Genomic DNA, 21,793 nt, shown 5'->3' on the forward strand with positions numbered 1-21,793 from the left:
GGCCTGGCGCAATCGGTTATGCTTGCCCATTGTCCGCTCGGCGACGAGCGGGCAAGTCGGGCTGATTTCTTTTCCGCATGACGGGCGCCACCAGGGGCCTTAGGCGTGTGGTTCCCCAAGGGTGATTGCATGGCATTTGAAGCGTACGACGATTACGAACAGAGCGAACGCGTACAGCAGTGGTTGCGCCAGAACGGCCTGTCCATCGTCGTCGGCATTGCGATCGGCCTGGTTGGCATCTTCGGCTGGCAGCAGTGGAACAAGCACAAGGCCGAACATCAGGCCGAGGCTTCCAATCTTTATCAGCAGATCCAGGTTGCTGCGGCTTCCGGCAAGACGGATAGCGCCGACCAGCTGACCGAGCAATTGCTCAAGGATTACACCGACTCCACCTATGCCTTTTTTGCCGTGAGCGATCGCGCGGAGCGCCAGGTCCAGGCCAAGCAGCTGGACAAGGCGATCGAGTCGCTGGGTTGGGCCGAGGGCCACACGTCGGACGCGAACCTCAAGGCATTGGCGCAGATGCGCACCGCCAGGGTGTTGCTGGCGCAGGGCAAGGGCACTGATGCGCTGGCCGCGCTGGACCGCATGCCTGCCAAGGCCTATGAAGGCGTGGCTCAGGAACTACGCGGCGATGTGCTGGTCAAGCTTGGGCGCCCGGACGATGCCCGCAAGGCCTATGTGGCCGCCAAGGCAGCGATGGGTGAGAACGCGCCTCAGAGCGTGCAGATGAAAATCGATGATCTGGCCGTGGCCGGGAAGCAGGGTGCATGAAACCTGAAGTGAAGAAGGGCGGTTCGATGAAGCGTGTGTGGCTGGTGGCGCTGACCTCCTTGGTCGTCCTTGCCGGCTGCCATTCGTTCAAGAAAGAAAACGTCCAGCCGCCGACTCCGCTGGCCAAGGATTTCAAGAACACCGTCGAAGTAAGCAAGCTGTGGACGACCAGCGTCGGTGACGGCGCCGGCGACAGTGGCGTTCGCCTGCGTCCTGCCTTTGCGGACGGCGTGCTCTACGCGTGCAGCACCGACGGCAAGATCGCCGCCATCGATGCCACCAGCGGCAAGACGCTGTGGTCCAAGAGCTCGCGCACCCAGGGCTGGTTTGGCTGGGGCGACAAGAAGCGCGCCGATGCGCTGTATGCCGGTGGCCCGATGGTGGCCGGCGACCTGCTCGTGGTCGGTACGCTCGATGGCCACGTGTACGGCATCAATGCGAAGGACGGCAGCCCGCGCTGGGAATCGGTCGTCAATTCCGAAGTGATTTCCTCGCCGGTCATCTCCGGCAACCTTGTCATTGCGCGCACGCAGGATGGCCGTCTGTACGGCTTCGACAGCGCCACGGGCGAGCGTCGCTGGGTGTACGACCAGGACAGCGTGCCGCTGCTCAGCCTGCGCGGCAATGGTCCGCTGCTGGCGGCCAATGGCGTGGTGTTCTACGGCAACGACGCCGGCAAGCTGGTCGCGCTGCGCCTGGACAACGGCGAGAAGCTCTGGGAACAGACGCTCGCCAGCGGCGAAGGCCGTACCGAAATCGATCGCCTTGCCGACGCGGACGGCTCGATCATCCTTTCCGGTACCACGCTGTACGGCGCGGCTTATCACGGCAACCTTGCCGCGATTGATGGCCCCAGTGGCCGTCCGCTGTGGGGGCGTCCGTTCTCCACGTTCACCTCGCTGGAAGTCACCGACAGCGCCGTTTATGGCGTGAACGACGACTCCCAGGTCTGGGCGTTCGACAAGAACGGCGGTTCGGACATGTGGAAGAACGACGCGCTGAAGTACCGCTGGCTCACCGGCCCGGCTGTGCTTGGCAATTACGTCGTGGTCGGCGACCTGGAAGGCTACGTGCACTTCCTGCAGGTCGGCGACGGTGCGCTGGCGGCGCGCGAGCGCCTGTCCAAGAAGGCCATTCGTGCGCAGCCGCTGGTTGTCGGTGACATCGTGTACGTCGAAGACGTCAAGGGCCGTATCGGCGCTTACCGTATCGGCAGCCGCTGATCACTTTTTGAAGGTTGTTAACTCATGCTGCCCGTCGTTGCCCTGGTCGGTCGTCCCAATGTCGGTAAATCGACCCTCTTCAACGCACTGACGCGCAGTCGCGACGCCCTGGTGGCTGATATGCCGGGCGTCACGCGAGATCGTCACTACGGCGTGTGCCGCACCGGCACACGCCCCTTCGTGGTGGTGGATACCGGCGGTTTGTCCGGTGACGAAGAAGGCCTTGATGGCCTGACTGCCCAACAGGTGCGCCTAGCCATCGAAGAGGCCAGCGTGCTGGTCTTCGTGGTCGATGCGCGCGATGGCCTGCTGCCGCAGGACCGCACCATCCTTTCCGAGCTGCGCCGCAGCGGCAAGCCGATCATTGCCGCGGTCAACAAGACCGATGGCCTTGATCTGCAGAACGCCATGGCGGAGTTCGCCGTGTTCGGCATCGCCAACACGCTGCCGCTGGCTGCCTCGCACAATCGTGGTACCGACGACCTCGTCGCCACGGCGATCACCTTGCTGCCGGAAGAAGTGCACGAGGAAATCGATCCGGGCGAGGCGGACAGCATTCGCGTCGCCATCGTCGGCCGCCCGAACGCGGGCAAGTCCACGCTGATCAATCGCCTGCTCGGCGAAGACCGGCTGATCGTTTCCAATGTGGCCGGCACGACGCGCGATCCCATTCGCGTGTCGCTGGAGCGCGATGGCCGCAAGTACACCCTGATCGATACCGCCGGTGTGCGCCGCAAGGCCCGCGTCGAAGAAGCGGTGGAGAAATTCAGCGTCATCAAGACGCTGCAATCGATGGCCGCCGCGCAGGTCGTGGTGGTGATGGTCGATGCACGCGAAAACCTCGCGGATCAGGATCTCACCCTGATCGGCCACGCCGTGGACGAGGGCAGGGCGCTGGTCATTGCCGTCAACAAGTGGGACGGCATGGACAGCTACCAGCGCGAGCAGTGCCAGAAGGCGCTGGAGCGCCGCCTGCAGTTCGTGGACTGGGCCAAGACCGTGTTCATCTCGGCCCTGCATGGCTCGGGCTTGCGTGAGCTGATGAAGTCGGTGGTGCGCGCGCACCATGCCGCGACCAAGGAGCTGGGTTCGTCCGAACTCACCAAGACGCTGGAGATGGCCTACGAAGGCTACCAGCCGCCGCTGGTTCGCGGTCACGCTCCCAAGCTGCGTTTCGCGCATCCCGGCGGCACCAATCCGCCGACCATCGTGATCCATGGCAGCCGCACCAAGCACATTGCGCCTGCCTATCGGCGTTACCTGGAAAACTTCTTCCGCAAGCGTTATCGCCTGGAAGGCACGCCGATCCGCATTGCGTTCCGTGACGGTGAGAATCCGTTTGCAGGCAAGAAGAACGTGCTCACGGACAGCCAGAAGCGTAAACGCCAGCGCATGATCCGCGAGATGAAGAAGCGCGGGCGCTGATTGCCCGTTGTTTTGCAGAGGTGCGCGTAGTGCGCCTCTGCCATGGCGCCGCGGCAACAGCGGCGCCTTCCTCGGCCTTGAGTTTCAGATGAGCCATCGTCGCCAGCGCGCGTCGAGTGCGCCTCGGGCAGTGTGCACTGGCGCTTGGAGTAAGCTAGCGCGATGACGAGCCTTGACCGCGACCGTTGGCTGGCCTCCCTGCGCGCCAGTATCCCCGAGCTTTCTCCCGTCGATGCGCTGGCCAGGCAGGCGCAGGGCAGTGTGTTGATCGACGTGCGCGAAGACGGCGAACGAGCCAGTGGCACGCCCATGGGCGCCGTGGGGCTCTCGCGCGGGTTCCTTGAGTTGCGCATCGAACAGATCACAGCAGATCGCCAGCAGCCGATCCTGCTTTTGTGCGGCAGCGGACAGCGCTCGTTGCTTGCTGCCGAAGCATTGCAGCGCATGGGTTACGAGCACGGCGCGTCGGTCGCTGGTGGCTTCCAGCGCTGGAAGGCCGAGGGCCTGCCGGTGGCCTCGGGTGCTTTGGACAGCGATGCCGCTGAACGCTACGCGCGCCAGTTGCAGTTGCCGCAGGTGGGCGAGGCAGGGCAGGCGAAACTGGCGGCGGCTCGCGTCGCGTTGCTGGGTGCGGGCGGACTTGGTGCACCGGCGGCTTTGTATCTCGCTGCGGCGGGCGTGGGGCAGTTGACGTTGCTCGATGACGATCGCGTGGAGCGCTCGACCCTGCACCGACAAGTGATTCATGCCGACGCGCGCGTGGGCATGCACAAGACCGAATCCGCGCGCATCGCGCTGGCGGGGCTCAATCCGCGCGTGCAGGTGGAAATCCGTAATGAGCGCTTGCAGGCCGACAACGTCGAGCGCCTGCTTGCGGATCATGATCTGGTGATCGACGGCGCCGACAATTTTCCTGCGCGATACCTCGTTGCGGCAGCTTCACGGCGCCTGCGAATGCCGATGGTGTACGGCGCGGTAGAGCGTTTTACCGGGCAGGTGAGCGTGTTCGATCCGCGTCGTGCGGATTCGCCATGCTATCGCTGCCTTTTCCCGGAGCCACCCGCGGCGGCCGATGCGCCCAACTGCAGCGAGGCCGGCGTGCTCGGCGTGCTGCCTGGCATCGTGGGTTTGCTGCAGGCGACCGAGGCGCTGAAGCTTCTGCTCGGCATCGGTGAATCGCTGGTGGGACGACTACTGCACTTCGATGCGCTGGGCATGCGATTCCGCGAGACACGTTTGCCTCGCGATGCCGAATGCCCGGGGTGTGGCGATGCCGCTTCATTCCACGGCTACGAGGATCTGGTGCAACTCTGCGCGTCGGCAGGCTGATCAGTCCATGTCGGTGGCGATCAACGAATAGACCGCTGCATCCAGCGGCTCACCTCGCAGCAGAAGTAGTCGACGCGACACACCTTCGAACTGGGCTCCTGCTTTTTCTGCCACGCGTCGACTGGCGCGATTCTCGGTGGCGGCCACGATCTCGATGCGGCGCAGCTCCGTGGACTTCAGGGCGTGCCGCGTCAGCAAGCGCACTGCCCGAGTGGCGATGCCGCCTTCCTGCCTGCTCTGGCGAACCCAATAGCCGAGGTTGGCCTTGCCGAAATCGGGCTGCCAGTGATTGAGCGCCACACTGCCCAACACCTCGTCACTGTCGCGGTCGGTGATGGCCAGGGCGCATTCGTCGCCGACGCCGTGCCAGCCAAGCCGTGCCCGGGCGATGAAGCGGCGACCGTCTTCCCTGCTGTAGGCGGGTGTGCACCAGGGCTGCCAGCGACCAATGGTGTCCATCGACTCGTGCAGGGATGCATGCAAGGCGTCGAGGTCGGCATGGCGAAAGGGGCGCAGGCGCAGGCCGCCTTCCTCCAGCACCGGACCCGGTGACGCGTCGTTGCGTTCCGGAGGAAGGAGGGAATACACCGCGGCAGGCGCGGCTTCACCGCGATGAATGATGCGGTTCGGCGACACGCCGTCGAAATTCGCGCCCAGTCGCTCGGCGGTGCGTCGACTGGCCGTGTTATCCACGGCAATCACGACTTCGATGCGGACTAGTCCGAGCACACGAAAGCCGAAGTCGGCGATGGCGCGTGCGGCTCGCGTGGCCACACCCTGGCCCTGTGCCGAGGTGCGCACCCAATAACCCAGGTTGGCGCTGCCTCGCCGTGGGTCGACGCGGTTGAGGGCGATGTCACCCAGGGCGCGGCCATCCTTGTCGAAAATGCCGAAGGCATACGCTTCGCCTTTTTCCTGGTCGGCCTCGCACTTGGCGATCCATTGGGCGCCGTCATCGCGGTCATAGCCTTCGTGCAGCCATGGCAGCCAGGGCGAGACGGAAGCGATGGATTCGCGGGTGGCCTCGAACAGGGCATCGGCGTCCGTGTGACGCCAGGGGCGCAGGCGGATGCCCTGGGCTTCCAGTTCCAGCGGATGGACGAGCGGTAGCGTGTCAGCCATGAGGTCCGTTTGTGTGCGTGCGGCCGAGCCGGGATAATACGTTTCTTTGCAGGCCACCCAAGACCATGAGCGCACGCATCCTCGACGGCAAACGCATTGCGCAGGAACTGATGGACCGCATTGGCCGGCGCGTCGCCGAGCGCCGGGCCAAAGGCCGGGATGTGCCGGGACTTGCCGTGGTACTGGTCGGTGACAACGCGGCCTCCTCGGTCTATGTGCGCAACAAGCGCAAAGCTTGCCACCAGGTGGGTTTTCAGTCTTTCGATTTCGACCTGCCGTCGAGCACGACGCAGGACGAGCTGTTTGCGCTGATCGACAAGCTCAATGCCGACCCCGCAGTGCACGGCATCCTGGTGCAGTCGCCACTGCCCGATCATATCGATGAGGACGCGCTGGTCGATCGCATCGATCCACTCAAGGACGTGGATGGCTTCCAGGCCGTCAATGTCGGGCGTCTGGCGCTTCGCCGGTTTGGCCTGCGTCCTTGCACGCCCCGTGGCGTCATGACGCTGCTGGGGCACACGGATCGCCCCGTGCGCGGCCAGCACGCCGTGGTGGTGGGTGTGTCCAACCATGTCGGCCGCCCGCTTGCCCTGGAGTTGCTGATCGCCGGTTGCACCACCACCTGCTGCCACAAGTTCACCCGTGATCTGGAAAGCTTCGTGCGCCAGGCGGATATCGTCATCGTCGCCGTGGGCAAGCCGGGCCTGGTCAAGGGTGAATGGGTGAAGCCGGGCGCGGTGGTGATCGACGTGGGCATCAACCGCCTGGAAGACGGCCGCCTGGTGGGCGACGTGGACTTTGCGCCCGCTGCCGAGCGCGCCAGCTGGATCACGCCTGTACCGGGCGGTGTCGGCCCGATGACGGTAGCCACGCTGCTGGAGAACACGCTGGAAGCGGCCGAGGCGCGGGACGCCGGTCATCAGGGTTGATGGACCCTTGTAGGAGCGCACTTGGTGCGCGACCGCGGCGCTTTGTCGCGCCTCGGTCTCAGGTGGTGCCCGAGCCTAGAAACAATGCGGAAAAAAGCGGCAAGCGGTTGAGCTGGCGGGGCCGGTCGCACGCAGGGTGCGCCTCCACAAAGACGGGCTTCGGCCAGCCTTCCGTTCACGCAGAGAGTGGCGAGCACTTTGGCTTATGCGTATAATCCTCTCTTTGCAGCGGGACAAATCGCATGCGTATCCTCGCCGAGGCCCTCACCTACGACGACGTTTACCTCGTTCCGGCCCATTCGGCCGTTCTGCCACGTGATGTAGACACTTCCACGCGGCTCACCCGAAACCTGCGCCTGAACATCCCCATCGTGTCCGCTGCCATGGACACGGTCACCGAAGCCCGCCTCGCCATCACCATGGCCCAGCAGGGCGGTATCGGCATCATCCACAAGAACATGACCGCTGAGCAGCAGGCCGCCGAAGTGCGCCTGGTGAAGAAGTTCGAAGCCGGCGTCATTCGCAGCCCCATTTCGGTCGGCCCGAACACCTCCATCCGCGAAGTGTTGCAGCTGACCCGCGCGCACAATATTTCCGGCGTGCCGGTGGTCGACGGCGAAAAGCTGGTCGGCATCGTCACCAGTCGCGACCTGCGCTTCGAGCGCAAGCATGACGACCCGGTGCGCAACATCATGACCCGCCAGGAGAAGCTGGTGACGGTTGGCGAAGGTGCCAGCCAGGACGAAGTGCTGCAGCTGCTGCACAAGCACCGCATCGAGAAAGTGCTGGTGGTCAACGACGACTACCAGTTGCGTGGCCTGATCACCGTCAAGGACATCCAGAAAGCCCGTGACAACCCGAACGCCGCCAAGGATCGCCTCGAGCGCCTGCTGGTCGGCGCAGCAGTTGGCGTGGGTGGCGACACCGAGCAGCGCGTTGAGGCGCTGGTGGACGCCGGCGTGGACGTGCTGGTGGTCGACACCGCGCACGGTCATTCGCAGGGCGTCATCGAGCGCGCTGCGTGGGTGAAGAAGCGCTACCCGCAGGTGCAGGTGATCGCCGGCAACATCGTCACCGGTGAAGCGGCCCGTGCGCTGCTCGATGCCGGCGTCGATGCCGTGAAAGTTGGCGTGGGTCCGGGCTCTATCTGCACCACGCGCGTCGTCGCTGGCGTGGGTGTGCCGCAGATCACCGCCATCGACCTGGTCGCCACGGCACTGAAGGACGAAATCCCGCTGATCGCCGATGGCGGCATCCGCTACTCGGGCGACATCCCCAAGGCGCTGGCTGCCGGTGCATCCACCGTGATGCTGGGCTCCATGTTCGCCGGCACCGAAGAATCGCCGGGCGACGTCGAACTGTTCCAGGGCCGCCAGTACAAGAGCTACCGCGGCATGGGTTCGCTGGGCGCGATGGCGCTGGGTTCCAAGGACCGCTACTTCCAGGACGAAGCCGACGCCGACAAGCTGGTGCCCGAGGGCATCGAAGGTCGCGTGCCGTACCGTGGTTCGCTGCGCAACATCATCCACCAGCTGATCGGCGGCCTGCGTGCCTCGATGGGCTACCTCGGTGCCGCCACGGTCGACGATGTGCGCAACAAGGCGCAGTTCGTGAAGGTGACCAGCGCCGGCGTGACCGAAGCGCATCCGCACGACATCCAGATCACCAAGGAAGCGCCGAACTATCGGCTCAATTCCTGAGATCGGTGGAGACGGAGTTGCGAGTGTTGCCTGCAGCGTCTCGCAACTTCCGATCCATGCGAGATCGTCATTCCAGCGAAAGCTGGAATCCAGCGCCTTCCGGGCTGCGAAAAAGTCACTGGATCCCCGCCTTCGCGGGGATGACGGTCATCAAGCTATTCGCAGGTCGAAGCGTTTCTGCGCTTCGACCTTTCTCTTTTTCGAACTCTGGTTTTCGCCGTCATGACCGATATCCATAGCGACAAAATCCTCATCCTCGACTTCGGCGCGCAGTACACGCAGCTGATTGCACGCCGCGTGCGCGAGATTGGCGTTTACTGCGAAATCTGGGCGTGGGACCACGACCCCGCCGAAATCGCCGCGTTCGGGGCCAAGGGCATCATCCTTTCCGGTGGTCCGGAATCGACCACGCTGCCGGGTGCGCCCGCCGCGCCGCAGCAAGTGTTCGACGCGGGCCTGCCCATCCTCGGCATCTGCTACGGCATGCAGACCATGGCCGCCCAGCTGGGCGGCGCCACCGAAGCCGCCGACGCGCGCGAGTTCGGTCATGCGGAAGTGGATATCGCCACGACCAGCCGCTTGTTCGCTGGCCTGAGCGACCACGACAGCGCGCATCGCCTTGACGTCTGGATGAGCCATGGCGACCACGTGTCGAAGGCGCCGCCGGGCTTCACCATCACTGGCACCACCGACCGCATTCCGGTTGCCGTGATGGAGAACGAGGACAAGCGCTGGTACGGCGTGCAGTTCCACCCGGAAGTGACGCACACCAAGCAGGGCACCAGCCTGCTCAAGCGTTTCGTCACGGAAATCTGCGGCTGCCAGACGCTGTGGACGGCCGCGCACATCATCGAAGACCAGATCGCCCGCGTGCGCGAACAGGTTGGCAGCGATCACGTGCTGCTGGGCCTTTCAGGCGGCGTGGATTCGTCCGTGGTGGCCGCACTGCTCCATCGCGCCATCGGCGACCAGCTGACCTGCGTGTTCGTCGATACCGGCCTGCTGCGCTTCCAGGAAGGCGACCAGGTGATGGCCACCATGGCCGAGCACATGGGCGTCAAGGTGATTCGTGTGAACGCCGCCGAGCGCTACTTCAAGGCGCTGGAAGGCGAGGCTGATCCGGAAGCCAAGCGCAAGATCATCGGTCGGCTGTTCGTCGAGATCTTCGACGAGGAATCAGCCAAGGTCACCAACGCCGGCCACGGCCAGGTGAAGTGGCTGGCGCAGGGCACCATCTATCCGGACGTGATCGAGTCCGCCGGCAGCAAGACCGGCAAGGCGCACGTGATCAAGAGCCACCACAACGTGGGCGGCCTGCCGGAGCACATGAAGCTCAAGCTGGTCGAACCGCTGCGTGAGCTGTTCAAGGACGAGGTGCGCCGCATCGGCGTGGAACTCGGCCTGCCGCGCGCCATGGTCTATCGCCATCCGTTCCCGGGTCCGGGCCTGGGTGTGCGCATCCTGGGCGAAGTGAAGCGGGAATACGCCGAGCTCTTGGCCCGTGCCGACGCCATCTTCATCGAAGAGCTGCGCGCCTGGGACCTGTACGACAAGACCAGCCAGGCCTTCGCCGTGTTCCTGCCGGTGAAGTCGGTGGGCGTGGTGGGTGATGCCCGTGCCTACGAATGGGTGATCGCACTGCGTGCCGTGGAGACCATCGACTTCATGACGGCGCATTGGGCGCACCTGCCGTACGACTTCCTTGGCAAGGTTTCCAATCGTATTATCAATGAGTTGCGCGGCGTTTCTCGTGTCGTTTATGACATCAGTGGCAAGCCGCCGGCAACCATTGAGTGGGAGTGAGCTCCCGACTTTGAGGCTACGGCGACTTTCTCAAGAAGTCGCCGTAATTCATTGACAGGAAAGATAATGATGCCGGCCGAGCCACGCGACGAGCTGTTGTTTTCCTACGGCACTCTGCAACTCGAACGGGTGCAGCTCGAATCCTTCGGTCGCCTGCTCGATGGCGAAGACGACGCCATGCCGGGTTATCGCCAGGCCTTGATCGAGATTACCGATCCGGAAGTGCTGCGCCAGAGCGGTGAGCGCTTCCACCCCATCGTCGTGCCCAGTGGCGACGTTGCCGACCAAGTAACCGGCAAGGTGTTCCGGGTCACGGCGGCTGAGCTGGCCGCGGCCGATCGTTACGAAGTCGCGGACTACCAGCGCGTCGCCGTGCAGCTGAAGTCCGGCAAGCGGGCCTGGGTTTACATCAAGGCCTGAGCACCCTCACCACGGCAGCGTTTCGCCCAGTCGGTTGAGGTATTGCAGGCCGTCATGGCCGGCCTGTCGGGTCACCACGTCGACCACCAGCGGAATGCTTTCGCTGATATCCAGCGCGGCATCCGGGCCGCCCATGTCGGTGCGCACCCAGCCCGGGGCAATCAAGAGCAATGTGTGCCCGGATTCGGTATGCCGGCTCGCATAGCTGCGCATCAACGTGTTGAGCGCCGCCTTGCTTGCGCGATACGGCTCCCAGCCACCGTCCACATTGTTGGCCACGCTGCCGAGGCCGGACGACATGACGGCAATGACGCCACCAGGCGCGACCAGCGTGTCGAGAGTCTCGATCACGCGCATGGGGCTGAGGGCATTGGTGACCATCATGCGGGTGAAGCCATCAGTGCTCACCTTGCCGATGGGTTTATCCGCTTCGATGGCGACACCGGCATTGACGAACAGCACGTCCAGCGACCGACCTTTCAGGTGCGCATGGAGCGCGTCGATCTGCTCGGGCGCATCGATGTCGAGGTGCGCGATCTCCAGTCGTCCATCGGACGATGCCTGGAGGTCGTGCAATGGCGTGTGCTTGTCGCCGCGGACGGTGCCGATAACCTGCCAGCCGCGCTTGAGGTATTCCTCGACCAGGGCGAGGCCAAGCCCACGGGACGCCCCCACGATGAGCGCGGTCTGCGGTTTCTGCGGTGTGTTCGACGTCATGGAAGCCTCGGTAGTCAGGGTGTGCGGTCCACCAGTTGGCGTAGCACCGTTTCCAATGGCGTGGATGCCTTGCGCGAGCCGGCTTCGCCGTGTTCGAAATCGATCCAGCCTTCGTTGAAGCCATCAAGCATACGCATGCGAGGCTCAGGGTTCTGCATGCCCTGCGTGCGGAAGATGTGTTCCCAGGTATCTCGCGGCACGGGTTCGGTGCGCACGGGGCGCCCGAGTACCTGGGCAAAGCCTGCGGCGATGTCCAGCGCGGAGTACCGGCGCGGTCCTTCCAACTCGATTATCTGGTTGCCTTGCGCGTGCGACTGCAGGGCGTCGGCCACCGTGCGCGCGATGTCGGCCGTGGCCACCATGGCGATGCGATGGTCCAGGGGCTGCAGGTAGGAAGGAATCAGTCCTTGGCGCGCGGCCGCGACGTCCCAGCTGGCGTTTTCCATGAACCAGCCTGCGCGGACGAACGTGGTGGGCAAGGGCATGTCGCGCAACGCTGATTCCATCAGGCGGCCGTTGTTCAACAGTGAGAACGCGTCCACGTGCGCACCGACGGTGGACAGAAACACCAGCCTGCCGGGCGTTGCGCTTGCCACTGCCTTGCCCACCGCGGCGATGATGTCCCGGATGGCCGGAAAACCGGGGGCAGGGTCGTAGTCCGGCGGAATCATCAGGAACACGCCTTTCGTGTGGTGAAAGGCGCGGGCCAGCGCCTCGGCGTCGTCGGCCGTGGCCCGGGCGACTTCGCAGCCACGCTGGACCCAGGTGGACGCCTTGGACTCATCGCGCACAACGGCGCGCACGCGCTGGTCGGCGTCCAGCAATGCGTTGGCGACCTGTCCGCCAACCTGACCGGTGATACCCATGACGGCATACATGTTCGCGATCCTCGATGAAGCGGCACGGGCCGCATTGGATGCGAATTCTGGGCGCCATCAACTGGTTTCGCGATAACATCAATGGCAATGGATAAGTGACAAAAGAGCACTAATTGATGGCTTTCGACGAGCGCATGTTGAACGGCATGAGTGTGTTCACCGCCGTGGTGGATGCCGGCAGTTTCGCGGCTGCCGGCGACGCGCTGGACATGTCCCCGCCCGGTGTAAGCCGGGCCATTTCCCGGCTGGAAGCCCGGCTGGGCATCCGCTTGTTCGATCGCACCACGCGCTCGGTTCGGCTGACAGACGAAGGGCGGCGTTTTCACCTGCAGGTGCTGCCGCTGCTGGCGGGGCTGGAAGAAGCGGCCGCCGGTGCGGCGCAGGGTGCCATCAGCGTGCGGGGCCGGCTTCGCGTGCATATGGACCCACTGTTCTCGCGCCTTGTGCTGGCGCCGCGTATCGGGGAATTCATGGCAGCCTGGCCGCAGCTGGAAGTGGAGCTGGCCACGCGTGACCAGCTGGGCGATCTGGTGGCCGATGGTTTCGACCTGGCTGTCCGCTTCGGCGAGCCACCGGATTCGAGCCTGGTCGCGCGCAAGCTGCTGGACACCCGCATCCTCACCGTGGCTTCGCCGGCCTACCTGCGGCGCCATGGCCGGCCGGCCAACCCGCAGGAACTGGAAGGTGATCAGCACATCTGCATCGAATTCCGGGACCCGGCGACAGGGCGCACCTTCCCCTGGGAGTTCCACCGCAAGCGCAAGCGGCTATCGGTGAAAACCTCGGGGCGCCTCGTCGTCAACGACGGCGGCACCATGCACCACGCCTGTCTGGCCGGTTATGGCGTGGCCCAGGTGATGGAGGTGGCGACGGCGCCCTTCGTTGCAAACGGTCAGCTGCTGGAGGTGTTCCCCGATTGGCCCGACGAGCGCTTTCCGCTCTATGCGCTGTATCCGTCGCGGCATCATCCCTCGGCCAAGGTGCGCGCGTTCCTGGATTTCGTCATCGACATCACCAGCGCCGCCAACCGATAGAATGGACGCCCCTGCCTGTTGCACGCCATCCGAAGAACGATGATTTTTCGCCACTGACGCCTGCCTTTTCCGTCGAGGACGAGGGCTACATGCGTCGAGCGCTGCAGCTGGCGGCGCACGCGCGCGATGCGGAAAACGAGGTGCCTGTGGGCGCGGTGCTGGTGCAAGGCGAGGAGATCGTCGGGCTCGGCTGGAACCGCAACATCACGCTCAATGATCCAAGCGCGCACGCGGAAATCATGGCGCTGCGCGCGGCGGGCGAAAAACTTTCCAACTACCGCATGCCGGGCGCCACGCTGTACGTGACGCTGGAGCCGTGCGCGATGTGTTCGATGGCGCTGGTGCATGCGCGCATTGGTCGCGTCGTGTACGCAGCGACCGATCCGAAGACGGGCGCCGCCGGCAGTGTGTTCGATACCCTGATTTCGGATCGTCACAACCACCGCATCGCGGTCGAAGGTGGCCTGCTGGCCGACGAAGCGTCGACCATGCTGCGTGAGTTTTTCCGCGCGCGACGCTGACCTTTCAGTGCGCCTCGGGGCGCCAGTAGGCCTTCAGCTTCTTCAGCTTGTCCAGCGAATCCATGGCTTTTTCCGAAGCCTTGAAGGCACTGCGCTTGCTCCAGCGACGAAACTCCTTGAGCTGCTGCTTGGCGTCGTCACCTGACACCACGTCGCCAATCAGCTTGCTGCCCATCATGCGATCGTGCGCATCGCCCAGGTGGCCTTGCAGATCGGCCAGTCGCTTCAGCCACGCCTGGGTGGCCTGTTTGGGAAACGAGTGTTCGTACAGCTCGATGCTGTAACGCAGTTTCTTGGTGGCGCTGCGCAGGCGGTGCAGGCGCTTCTGGCCACCATCGAGCTTGTCGGCGCGTTTCTTCAGGTCGTCGAAACGTTTTTCGATGGCCGCCGCGGCCACCTTGCGCAAGTGGCCATCCGTGGGTGGTTCGAGCGTTTGCACCCAGTGCCGCCACGCTTGCAATGGCGTGGCAAGGCTGTGCTTCTTGAGCTGGACAATGGCGTTCTTGTGGTTCTGCTGCTGCAGGTTGCCGAGTGTCTTGCGCGCAACGTCGGCGTTGGCCAGCTTGCCCTGATCCTTGTCGAGAAAGGTGGGCAGCGTTTCGTTGGCAAGAATATCGATGTCGCGGCACTGGCCGGTGGCTTCACGGCAGGCGCGCAGATAACTCAACACATCGTGGAGATCATCGTCGGACAGCGCGGCGACGTCCTTCAGCGTGGCCGTGACACGGCGCAGGTTGGTGCGCCAGGCATGCAGCAGTTTCGGGTCGTAAGGTGCTTCCAGCAGTCGCTTGCGGGCATCGAGGGCCTTGGAGAGATAGCCGTCCAGTGCGCGTCTTACCCGCTCGAACTCAGGCGGCTTCCCCGGCTGTTTCCGTGCAGCCACGGAGGGTCCACGCGATGTCGCAGCGCGATGTTGCAGCCTGGCATTCATGCAGTGATTCCACACGACCGGGATGTCTACTCTGCATCAAATTGTCACAATGCGCGAGGGACCCGGCGCCGCAGGGTCATGACACGAAGGACAGTACCTCGGCGCAGGGGTGTTCGATCTTCAGGCTGAGGAGGGGATCGGCCCGGGTGCGGCCCATGTTTACCGCGGCAATGGGTTTGCCTTCCCGCGCAGCGGCCGCTGCGAAGCGATAGCCCGAGAACACCATCAACGACGAACCAACCACCAGCATGGCGTCTGCCTCGTTCAGTGACGTGACGGCAGCGTCAACACGGTCGCGTGGCACGTTTTCGCCGAAGAACACCACATCAGGCTTCAGGATGCCCGAGCACTTGGGGCAGGCCGGCACGTTGAAGCCCGAGAAGTCGCGCCCTTCCAGGTCGGCGTCGCCATCGGGGGCGTCGCCCGCATCCAGCGTGGCCCATGCGGGGTTGAGCTCTACCAGCGCTTCCTGGAACACGTGGCGCGACAGGCGCACATCGCATCCCATGCAGCGCACTTCGTCCAGGCGACCGTGCAGATCGATGACGCTGCGTTGGCCAGCGGCCTGGTGCAGTCCGTCGACATTCTGGGTGAGCAAGGTCGTCACGCGACCCTGTTGTTCGAGTCGCGCGAGCGCGTGGTGGGTGGCGTTCGGCAGGGCGCGGCCAAAGCGACGCCAGCCGACCAGACTGCGTGCCCAGTAACGCTGGCGCGTCGACTTCTCACCCATGAAGGCCTGGTAGGTCACCGGCTGCGGCCGCTTCCAGCCGCCGTTGGTGTCGCGGTAATCGGGAATGCCCGAGTCGGTGCTACAGCCAGCGCCGGTCAGCACGAACAATCGTGGATGCGCTTCGATGAATGCGCGCAGTCGTGCGCGGTCCGCCTCGATGTCGTTGGCGGAGGCAATGGGTGTTTCGAGAACGTCAGGCGACAGCACGATCCTGCAACTCCTGGATGGCATCAGCGATGCGGTGAGGGCCTTCCACCTGCACCACGCGCGAGGCGTGATCAACGAAGTCGGTGTCGGTCTCGTGCGCCCATGTCACGTGATAGGGCATGTAGACGCCCCAACCGCCCATGTCCACCACGGGCGCGATATCGGAGCGCAGCGAGTTGCCCACCATGGCAAAGCGCGTGGGCGCCAGCTGGAATTCCTCAAGCACGTTGCGATACGCGCGTTCGTCCTTCTCGGACACGATTTCGATGCGATGGAACAGGTCGGCAAGTCCGCTGCTGGCGACCTTCTGCTCCTGGTGGAACAGGTCGCCCTTGGTGATGAGCACCACGCGATGATGCTGCGCCACGGCTTCCACTGCCGCACGAATGCCCGGCAACAGATCCACCGGATGGGCGAGCACCTGCTTGCCCAGCTCGATGATGCGGTGAATGTCGGCTGCGCTGATGCGCTGTCCCGTGATGTCGATGGCCGACTCCAGCATGGACAGCGTCATGCCTTTGGCGCCATAGCCGAACAGCTTGATGTTGCGGCGCTCGGTGGCCAGCAAGCGATCGTGCACGTGCACGTCGGCGAGGTCCACATAAGCGCCCACGATGCGTTCAAATTCGCCATGCGCCGACTGGTAATAACCCTCGCTGTGCCACAGCGTGTCGTCGCCGTCGAAACCTACCAGTTCAATCACTTTGCTCACCCGGATGCCTTGCTGGCCCTATCAGCCATATGGGGCCATTTTCCCAGAAAACAGCGCTGGGCCGCGTTCTGGTGCCGGGTGAGACGCACGCAACGTGGCCGGTGCCAGAGCCGGCCACGTCGTCGAAGTGCCGCGATTACAGCTGACTCATGCCACCGTCGGTGATGATCTCGGTGCCGACGATGAAGGCCGATTCCGGTGCCACCAGGTGCAGCACGGTGGAGGCGATCTCTGCTGGCGTGCCGAAACGGCCCAGCGGCACCTGGGACTGGATCTGCGCGGCGGTGGCTTCCAGCGTGGCCTGGTCCATGCCCAGCTTGCCGTAGAGCGGCGTTTCCACCGGGCCCGGGCTTACCACGTTGACGCGGGCGCCCTGCGGCAGCAGTTCGGCCGACAGCGTCTTGGCCAGCGAGATCACGGCTGCCTTGCTCGCGGCGTATACCGACGAAGCCGGCATGCCGAGATGGGCGTTGATCGAACCATTGATCACGATGGACGCGCCCTTGTTAAGCAGCGGTGCCAGCGCCTGGATCTGGAAGTAGGGGCCCTTCACGTTGACGTTGAAGGTAAGGTCCCACAGCGTCTCGTCCACGGCTTCCAGCGGTGCGAACTTCGCGATGCCTGCATTGAGGAAAACACCGTCCAGGCGGATGCCTTGGGCATTCAATGCGCCGGCCAGCTCCTTGGCGCCGGCGAGCGTGCTGGCGTCGTTGCGGATGGCCATGGCGTTGTCGCCAAGCGTGGCGCGGGCCTGTTCCAGCGAGGCTTCGTCGCGGCCAGTGATGACGACGCGTGCACCTTCGGCAGCGAACGCCTGGGCGGTAGCGAGGCCGATGCCGCTGTTGCCGCCGGTGACGAGGATGGTCTTTTGGGTGAAGCGTTTCATGGCGTGATCCCTTGGGGGTGGTGGGTCGATGGATGCATGTTGCGCTTCGCTCACACGGTTGCCGTGCCGTCAAATCGATGAACTCGTTCGATCATATCGAACATCCTGAATTGAGGATTTTTTGTTGCCGCGAAGGCATGTGTGCATGCGGCATGTGCGGCGCGTTCGTGCGTGATGTTGAAACCATGCGCGCGTCGTCGAAGCATCGCGTTTGAAACGACGACGTCGATAAGCGAACGACGACGTCTTGTCATTACGGTCACATGACCGGGACCACGCGTCGACATTTGTCTTCCTACGGTACGAAGACCGCCCAGGGAGACGATCGATGTATCAACAACAAAAGAAAACACGGATTTCCACCCATATTGCCCTTGCCGCCATGACCGCATTCGGCAGTGCACCGGCTTTTGCCGATCCTTCACCGGCACTCGATCGCGTCAGCATCTGGCTTGGCGCGTTCTACTCCGACACGCAGACACAGCTCGGCGCCACGGGACGCAGCGGCGTGCTCAATGGCTACAGTGGCCACTTCAGCCTCGAAGACGATCTCGGTTTTCAGCAACACAAGGCCGTGCCGCGTGCGAAGCTGGATTTCCTGATTGGCGACCATCAGGGCTTCTCGTTCGACTTCTTCGGCCTTGATCGCACGCGCAGCAAGTCGATCAGCCGCGACATCGATTTCGATGGCACCGACTTTCCAGCCTCGGCGCGCGTGGACGGCAAGCTGAATTTCAATTTCGGCAGCGCCGCTTATCGCTATTGGTTCGGCTCGGGCAGCGATGTGTTTGGCCTCGGCATTGGCGCGGCGTATTACGGCGTGAAGGCGCGCATCGCGGGCGAGGCGGATGTCGACGGCTATACAGGGCAGGCCCAGGCCAGCACGCATGAAACGGCGTGGGCACCGGTGCTGCAGATGGGGTGGCGTCACGCGTTTTCGCACAACTTGCGCATGTATGCCGATGCCTACGGTGTGAAGAAGTGGCAACCTGGCCGGCCACATCTACAACGCGGCGCTCGGCATGGAGTGGTTTCCCATCGAAAACCTCGGCGTGGGCGGCGAGTACAGCTATACGCGCATTCGGCTCGACCAGAATCACCCTTCCTATCAGGCCAACCTCGACCTGAAGATGCAGGGTCCGTCGTTGTTCGTACGGCTGCGCTTCTGAACGGATCATTGCGCGATGAACATGGCGCTTCAGTGTGAGGCGCGATGTTCGTTCTGCGGGATGCACGCGCTATCGGCTGCATTACGATCCGGCCGCCAGGCGCCGCTGCCATGATTGGCGGGCGACCACTCCGGCAAGGGCATGGGTGGCACCAGGTCGCAGGCACGGAAGTCGCCCTGCGCGTACACCACGCGGCCGTCCATCACGGTGAGTTCGGCGGTGATGTGGCGGATGTCTTCATCAGGCACGCTGAAATAATCCTGCGACAGCACGGCGAAGTCCGCCAGCTGGCCGACGTCGAGCTGTCCCTTGTGTCCTTCTTCCGCTGAAATCCATGCGTTGCGACGGGTGTGCAGGGCGAGTGCGCCGGGGCGATCAAGGCAGTGTTCGGGCGCAAACAATGGCGTGCCATCCAGCGCTCGGCCGGTCGTGAGCCAATAAAGCGTCGCCCACGGGTCGATGCCTTGAGATTCGGCGCCGCCGGAACCTACGCCGACGTGCATGCCGGTTTCGAATATTCGATGCAAGGGCGGCGTGTGCGATGCGATATCGGCACCGTGGCGCTCCAGGAAATACTCGCCTTCGTACGCCATCGCAGGCTGGATGCAAATACCGCCGCCGAGTCGTGCGATGCGTTCGATGTTGCGCTGGCTGATGGTGTCGGCGCCATCCAGAAACCAGGGCAGGGCGCGTATGGGCATGTCGGCATTCACGTGCTCGAACACGTTCAGCGCCATGTCGATGACTTCGTCGTGGACGGCGTGCAGCCGCCAGGGCCAGCCTCGTGCCACGAGGCGGCTCACCACGTCTTCCCGCTCCTTGGCCGTTTGCGGGGCGATATGCGGTGCCGGCTGCTGGAAGTTGTCGTGATCCATGGCCGCATGGATCAGCACATCGCCTGCGCCGTTGAAGCGGAAAAGTTCATCGCCATCGCCGTAGTGATTGATGGTGCACCAATGCAGGTAGTCGCTGGTTTCCGCGCCGGGCGTTTGTGCGGCCAGGTGATAAGCGACGCGCGTCGTCAGCAGGTGGTGCTGCGCCAGTTCTTCGATGGCGCGGTAATCGTCCGGACGATGCAAATGCGGAGCACCGGCATCGACCACGCTGGTGATGCCGAGGCGGTTGAGCGCACGCATGTAATGCCGCGTGCTGTTAAGCCGGTATTCGTGCGGCAACGGCGGTGCGTGCGCCAACGCCTGACGGAACACGTCGGTGGCTGGCGTGGCCATCAGCAGGCCTGTCGGCGAGCCGGCGCTATCCCATTCGATATGGCCGCCCGGTGGGTCGGGCGTCTGCGCGTCGTAGCCACATGCCCTGATGGCCGCCGTGTTGAGCAGCGCGCGATCCTGCATGTGCTGGATGTAGACGGGCGTGGCGGGCGCAATACGATTCAGTTCTTCCAGTGTCGGCAGCCTTCGTTCTTCGAACTGCAGTTCGCTGAAGCCGCCGACCACGCGCACCCACTGCGGTGAAGGTGTGCGCTGCACCTGGCTTTCCAGCATGCGCAACGCCAAGGCCAGCGTGGGCACGCTGTCCCATCGCAATTGTTCGTTGTAGTGAAGGCCAGCTTCGACAAGGTGCTGGTGTGCGTCAATCAGGCCGGGAATGACGCGGCGCTTTCCCGCGTCGATGACCTGAGTGGCCGGGCCGGCCAGCGAGCGAATCTGCCCGTTGGTGCCCACCGCTGCGATTCGACGGCCATTCACTGCCAAAGCCTGCACTTCCGGGCGGTGCGCGACGCCGGTGTGGATGCTTGCGTTGTGAATGATGAGCGTCGGATACACGGCCATGTGCGTTGCCTTGTTGCCGAAACCACCCCTATGTGCGAACAGATGTACGGCCAGACGCGTCGAGTTTTCGTGACCATGCGCCCGTGGCGTCAATCGATCGGGTCAAGGAGGGTACGAGGAACTGGGGCTGGATTTCCGTCATCGTCTGGGACAACGCGGCGGCCAAGGCGTCATGTGCATATGCACAAAAGTCATTTCACGCCGGTGTCGGCGCCGGACCAGCATGCCCTGACTCGTTGGGAGGCGAGACCATGAACCCATCCTTGTCTGCAAGCACCGTCACCACCGTCCGACGCGCGCTGGTCGCCAGCGCACTGGTGTGCGCGTGGCCGGCGTGTTGTCTTGCGGACAATTACGACGTCTACAGTAACTGGCCCACTCATGTGACCGCGTCGGACGGCACGGACTTCGGCTTGGCTGTGCTGTACCAATACGACGTCAACCAGTTTTCCAACGACAACGGAAAGTTCGAGGACGCCAATACCAACCGGCGCCGCTACCTGGGCTTCTACATACGCAAGCCCGGCGTTTACGACGCCACGGTGCAGTACGACTTTCAGGCCAACCAGTGGGCGGACGCGTTTGTGCGCTTTCGCAGCGGCGGCGTGATTGGCGAAGACATCGGCAATTTCCGTTTCGGCTATTCCAAGACACCCGTGGGCTTCGAAGGTGTCACCAGTTCGTCCGCCACGACCTTTGTCGAGACCGCGTTGCCGACACAGGCGATCTGGGAAGGGCGGCGTGCCGGCGTGGACTGGGCATTCGTGCGCCCGCATTTCATCGTGAACATCGGCGACTACTTCTGGCGCAAGGATTTCGACGGCAACAATCCCGGTCATACCTGGGCGGGGCGCGCGGCGTGGATGCCGCTGAACAAGCCCGGCGAAGTGCTTCACCTGGGCGTGTCCGCCTCACGCGAAAAGCTGGATTGGGCCGACAACGGCTCGGTGGTGCCTACAGCGCGCTTGCGCGCGCGTCCGGAAGATGGCCTTTCGCCCGTGCGACTGGTCGACACAGGCAGCCTTCCCTATAGCCGCAGCGTGGATCGCCAGGGCTTCGAAGGATTGTGGATTCAGGGGCCCTGGTCGTTGCAGGGCGAATATCTGCAGGCGCAGGTGGATCGCTACAACGGCAAGCCGAACGTGAACGTGGATGGCTACTACCTGTTCGCCACATGGACGCTCACGGGTGAATCGCGCTTCTACAGCGACGGCAACGTGGCCGATCGTCGATACAACGGCCGTGATCTTCAAGCCGTGCGACCGACGCACGCGTGGGGTGCAGTGGAATTGGCCGTGCGCTACAGCGAGCTGGATCTCAATGACGGCGCCGTTACCGGTGGCAAGGAACACGACTGGACGGCGGGCGCCAACTGGTACATCGGCGAGCACCTGAAATTCCAGACGAACTACGTGTGGGCCTTCAGTGATCGCGGCAATTTGCAGGTGAATCCGCGGATTTTTGAGGTGCGTGCGCAGGTTTATTTCTGA

At 63.8% G+C, this 21,793-nt stretch carries 21 protein-coding genes; 12 read left to right on the forward strand and 9 right to left on the reverse strand.

The annotated features are described in order from the left end of the window. The first annotated feature begins 129 nt into the window (after positions 1-129). From DK366_RS05115 to moeB, 4 genes are all read left to right on the forward strand, one after another. Positions 130-774, forward strand: a complete 645-nt coding sequence (locus DK366_RS05115) for a tetratricopeptide repeat protein (protein WP_109124454.1) — start codon at positions 130-132, stop codon at positions 772-774. Continuing rightward, positions 771-1,997 carry an outer membrane protein assembly factor BamB gene (gene bamB / locus DK366_RS05120; RefSeq protein WP_198651425.1) on the forward strand — a complete coding sequence of 409 codons (1,227 nt, stop codon included), beginning with the start codon at positions 771-773 and terminating at the stop codon, positions 1,995-1,997. The genes DK366_RS05115 and bamB overlap by 4 nt, the downstream gene beginning before the upstream one ends. Positions 1,998-2,021: 24 nt before the next feature. Next, positions 2,022-3,422 (forward strand): ribosome biogenesis GTPase Der, encoded by a 1,401-nt coding sequence (gene der, locus DK366_RS05125; protein ID WP_109124455.1) that lies wholly within the window; start codon positions 2,022-2,024, stop codon positions 3,420-3,422. A gap of 162 nt (positions 3,423-3,584) precedes the next feature. Beyond that, positions 3,585-4,751 carry a molybdopterin-synthase adenylyltransferase MoeB gene (gene moeB / locus DK366_RS05130; protein WP_109124456.1) on the forward strand — a complete coding sequence of 389 codons (1,167 nt, stop codon included), beginning with the start codon at positions 3,585-3,587 and terminating at the stop codon, positions 4,749-4,751. Here the strand turns inward: moeB and DK366_RS05135 are convergent, their stop codons facing one another. Then, positions 4,752-5,873, reverse strand: a complete 1,122-nt coding sequence (locus DK366_RS05135) for a GNAT family N-acetyltransferase (protein WP_157956456.1) — start codon at positions 5,871-5,873, stop codon at positions 4,752-4,754. A 65-nt stretch (positions 5,874-5,938) separates the two neighbouring features. Here DK366_RS05135 and folD point away from each other — a divergent pair, with 65 nt between their 5' ends. The 4 genes from folD to DK366_RS05155 all read left to right on the forward strand — a co-directional run bounded on the left by folD (position 5,939) and on the right by DK366_RS05155 (position 10,728). Then, positions 5,939-6,805, forward strand: a complete 867-nt coding sequence (gene folD / locus DK366_RS05140) for a bifunctional methylenetetrahydrofolate dehydrogenase/methenyltetrahydrofolate cyclohydrolase FolD (RefSeq protein WP_109124458.1) — start codon at positions 5,939-5,941, stop codon at positions 6,803-6,805. Positions 6,806-7,047: 242 nt separating this feature from the next. Next, positions 7,048-8,505 (forward strand): IMP dehydrogenase, encoded by a 1,458-nt coding sequence (gene guaB, locus DK366_RS05145; RefSeq protein ID WP_109124459.1) that lies wholly within the window; start codon positions 7,048-7,050, stop codon positions 8,503-8,505. Between the two features lie 222 nt (positions 8,506-8,727). Beyond that, a complete protein-coding gene (gene guaA / locus DK366_RS05150) occupies positions 8,728-10,308 on the forward strand; it encodes a glutamine-hydrolyzing GMP synthase (protein WP_109124460.1) in 1,581 nt (526 codons plus the stop codon). A gap of 66 nt (positions 10,309-10,374) precedes the next feature. Further along, positions 10,375-10,728 carry a gamma-glutamylcyclotransferase family protein gene (locus DK366_RS05155; protein WP_198651426.1) on the forward strand — a complete coding sequence of 118 codons (354 nt, stop codon included), beginning with the start codon at positions 10,375-10,377 and terminating at the stop codon, positions 10,726-10,728. A gap of 6 nt (positions 10,729-10,734) precedes the next feature. Here the strand turns inward: DK366_RS05155 and DK366_RS05160 are convergent, their stop codons facing one another. Together DK366_RS05160 and DK366_RS05165 are read right to left on the reverse strand one after the other, a co-directional pair. Further along, on the reverse strand, positions 10,735-11,445 hold the full coding sequence (locus DK366_RS05160; RefSeq protein ID WP_109124461.1) for an SDR family NAD(P)-dependent oxidoreductase: 711 nt from the start codon (positions 11,443-11,445) through the stop codon (positions 10,735-10,737). A 14-nt stretch (positions 11,446-11,459) separates the two neighbouring features. Then, positions 11,460-12,323 (reverse strand): NmrA family NAD(P)-binding protein, encoded by an 864-nt coding sequence (locus DK366_RS05165; protein ID WP_109124462.1) that lies wholly within the window; start codon positions 12,321-12,323, stop codon positions 11,460-11,462. A gap of 116 nt (positions 12,324-12,439) precedes the next feature. On the opposite strand from DK366_RS05165, the gene DK366_RS05170 reads away from it, so the two are divergent. Both DK366_RS05170 and tadA read left to right on the forward strand, forming a co-directional pair. Continuing rightward, on the forward strand, positions 12,440-13,357 hold the full coding sequence (locus tag DK366_RS05170) for a LysR family transcriptional regulator (RefSeq protein WP_109124463.1): 918 nt from the start codon (positions 12,440-12,442) through the stop codon (positions 13,355-13,357). 53 nt (positions 13,358-13,410) lie between these two features. After that, positions 13,411-13,878 (forward strand): tRNA adenosine(34) deaminase TadA, encoded by a 468-nt coding sequence (gene tadA, locus DK366_RS05175; RefSeq protein ID WP_255412555.1) that lies wholly within the window; start codon positions 13,411-13,413, stop codon positions 13,876-13,878. A gap of 4 nt (positions 13,879-13,882) precedes the next feature. Here the strand turns inward: tadA and DK366_RS05180 are convergent, their stop codons facing one another. From DK366_RS05180 to DK366_RS21150, 5 genes are all read right to left on the reverse strand, one after another. After that, positions 13,883-14,809 (reverse strand): CHAD domain-containing protein, encoded by a 927-nt coding sequence (locus DK366_RS05180; RefSeq protein WP_109124465.1) that lies wholly within the window; start codon positions 14,807-14,809, stop codon positions 13,883-13,885. 76 nt (positions 14,810-14,885) lie between these two features. Beyond that, entirely contained in the window at positions 14,886-15,698 is an 813-nt protein-coding gene (locus DK366_RS05185) for an NAD-dependent protein deacetylase (RefSeq protein WP_232820927.1), read from the reverse strand. A gap of 34 nt (positions 15,699-15,732) precedes the next feature. Then, a complete protein-coding gene (locus DK366_RS05190) occupies positions 15,733-16,464 on the reverse strand; it encodes an HAD family hydrolase (protein WP_232820928.1) in 732 nt (243 codons plus the stop codon). Between the two features lie 130 nt (positions 16,465-16,594). Then, entirely contained in the window at positions 16,595-17,344 is a 750-nt protein-coding gene (locus tag DK366_RS05195; protein ID WP_109124467.1) for an SDR family oxidoreductase, read from the reverse strand. 50 nt (positions 17,345-17,394) lie between these two features. After that, complete coding sequence (locus tag DK366_RS21150) at positions 17,395-17,631, reverse strand: hypothetical protein (RefSeq protein WP_157956457.1); 237 nt, start codon at positions 17,629-17,631, stop codon at positions 17,395-17,397. A gap of 41 nt (positions 17,632-17,672) precedes the next feature. Here DK366_RS21150 and DK366_RS05200 point away from each other — a divergent pair, with 41 nt between their 5' ends. Further along, positions 17,673-18,551: a hypothetical protein gene (locus DK366_RS05200; RefSeq protein ID WP_232820915.1), complete on the forward strand. Its 879-nt coding sequence runs from the start codon at positions 17,673-17,675 to the stop codon at positions 18,549-18,551. On the opposite strand, the gene DK366_RS05205 is transcribed toward DK366_RS05200, so the two are convergent. After that, on the reverse strand, positions 18,543-20,303 hold the full coding sequence (locus DK366_RS05205; RefSeq protein ID WP_109124468.1) for an amidohydrolase: 1,761 nt from the start codon (positions 20,301-20,303) through the stop codon (positions 18,543-18,545). The two genes, DK366_RS05200 and DK366_RS05205, sit on opposite strands and share 9 nt — an antisense overlap. Before the next feature lie 251 nt (positions 20,304-20,554). Here DK366_RS05205 and DK366_RS05210 point away from each other — a divergent pair, with 251 nt between their 5' ends. Then, complete coding sequence (locus DK366_RS05210; RefSeq protein ID WP_109124469.1) at positions 20,555-21,793, forward strand: porin; 1,239 nt, start codon at positions 20,555-20,557, stop codon at positions 21,791-21,793.

Origin of the sequence: Dyella sp. C11 (assembly GCF_003121485.1) — a bacterium.
Classification (GTDB): domain Bacteria; phylum Pseudomonadota; class Gammaproteobacteria; order Xanthomonadales; family Rhodanobacteraceae; genus Dyella.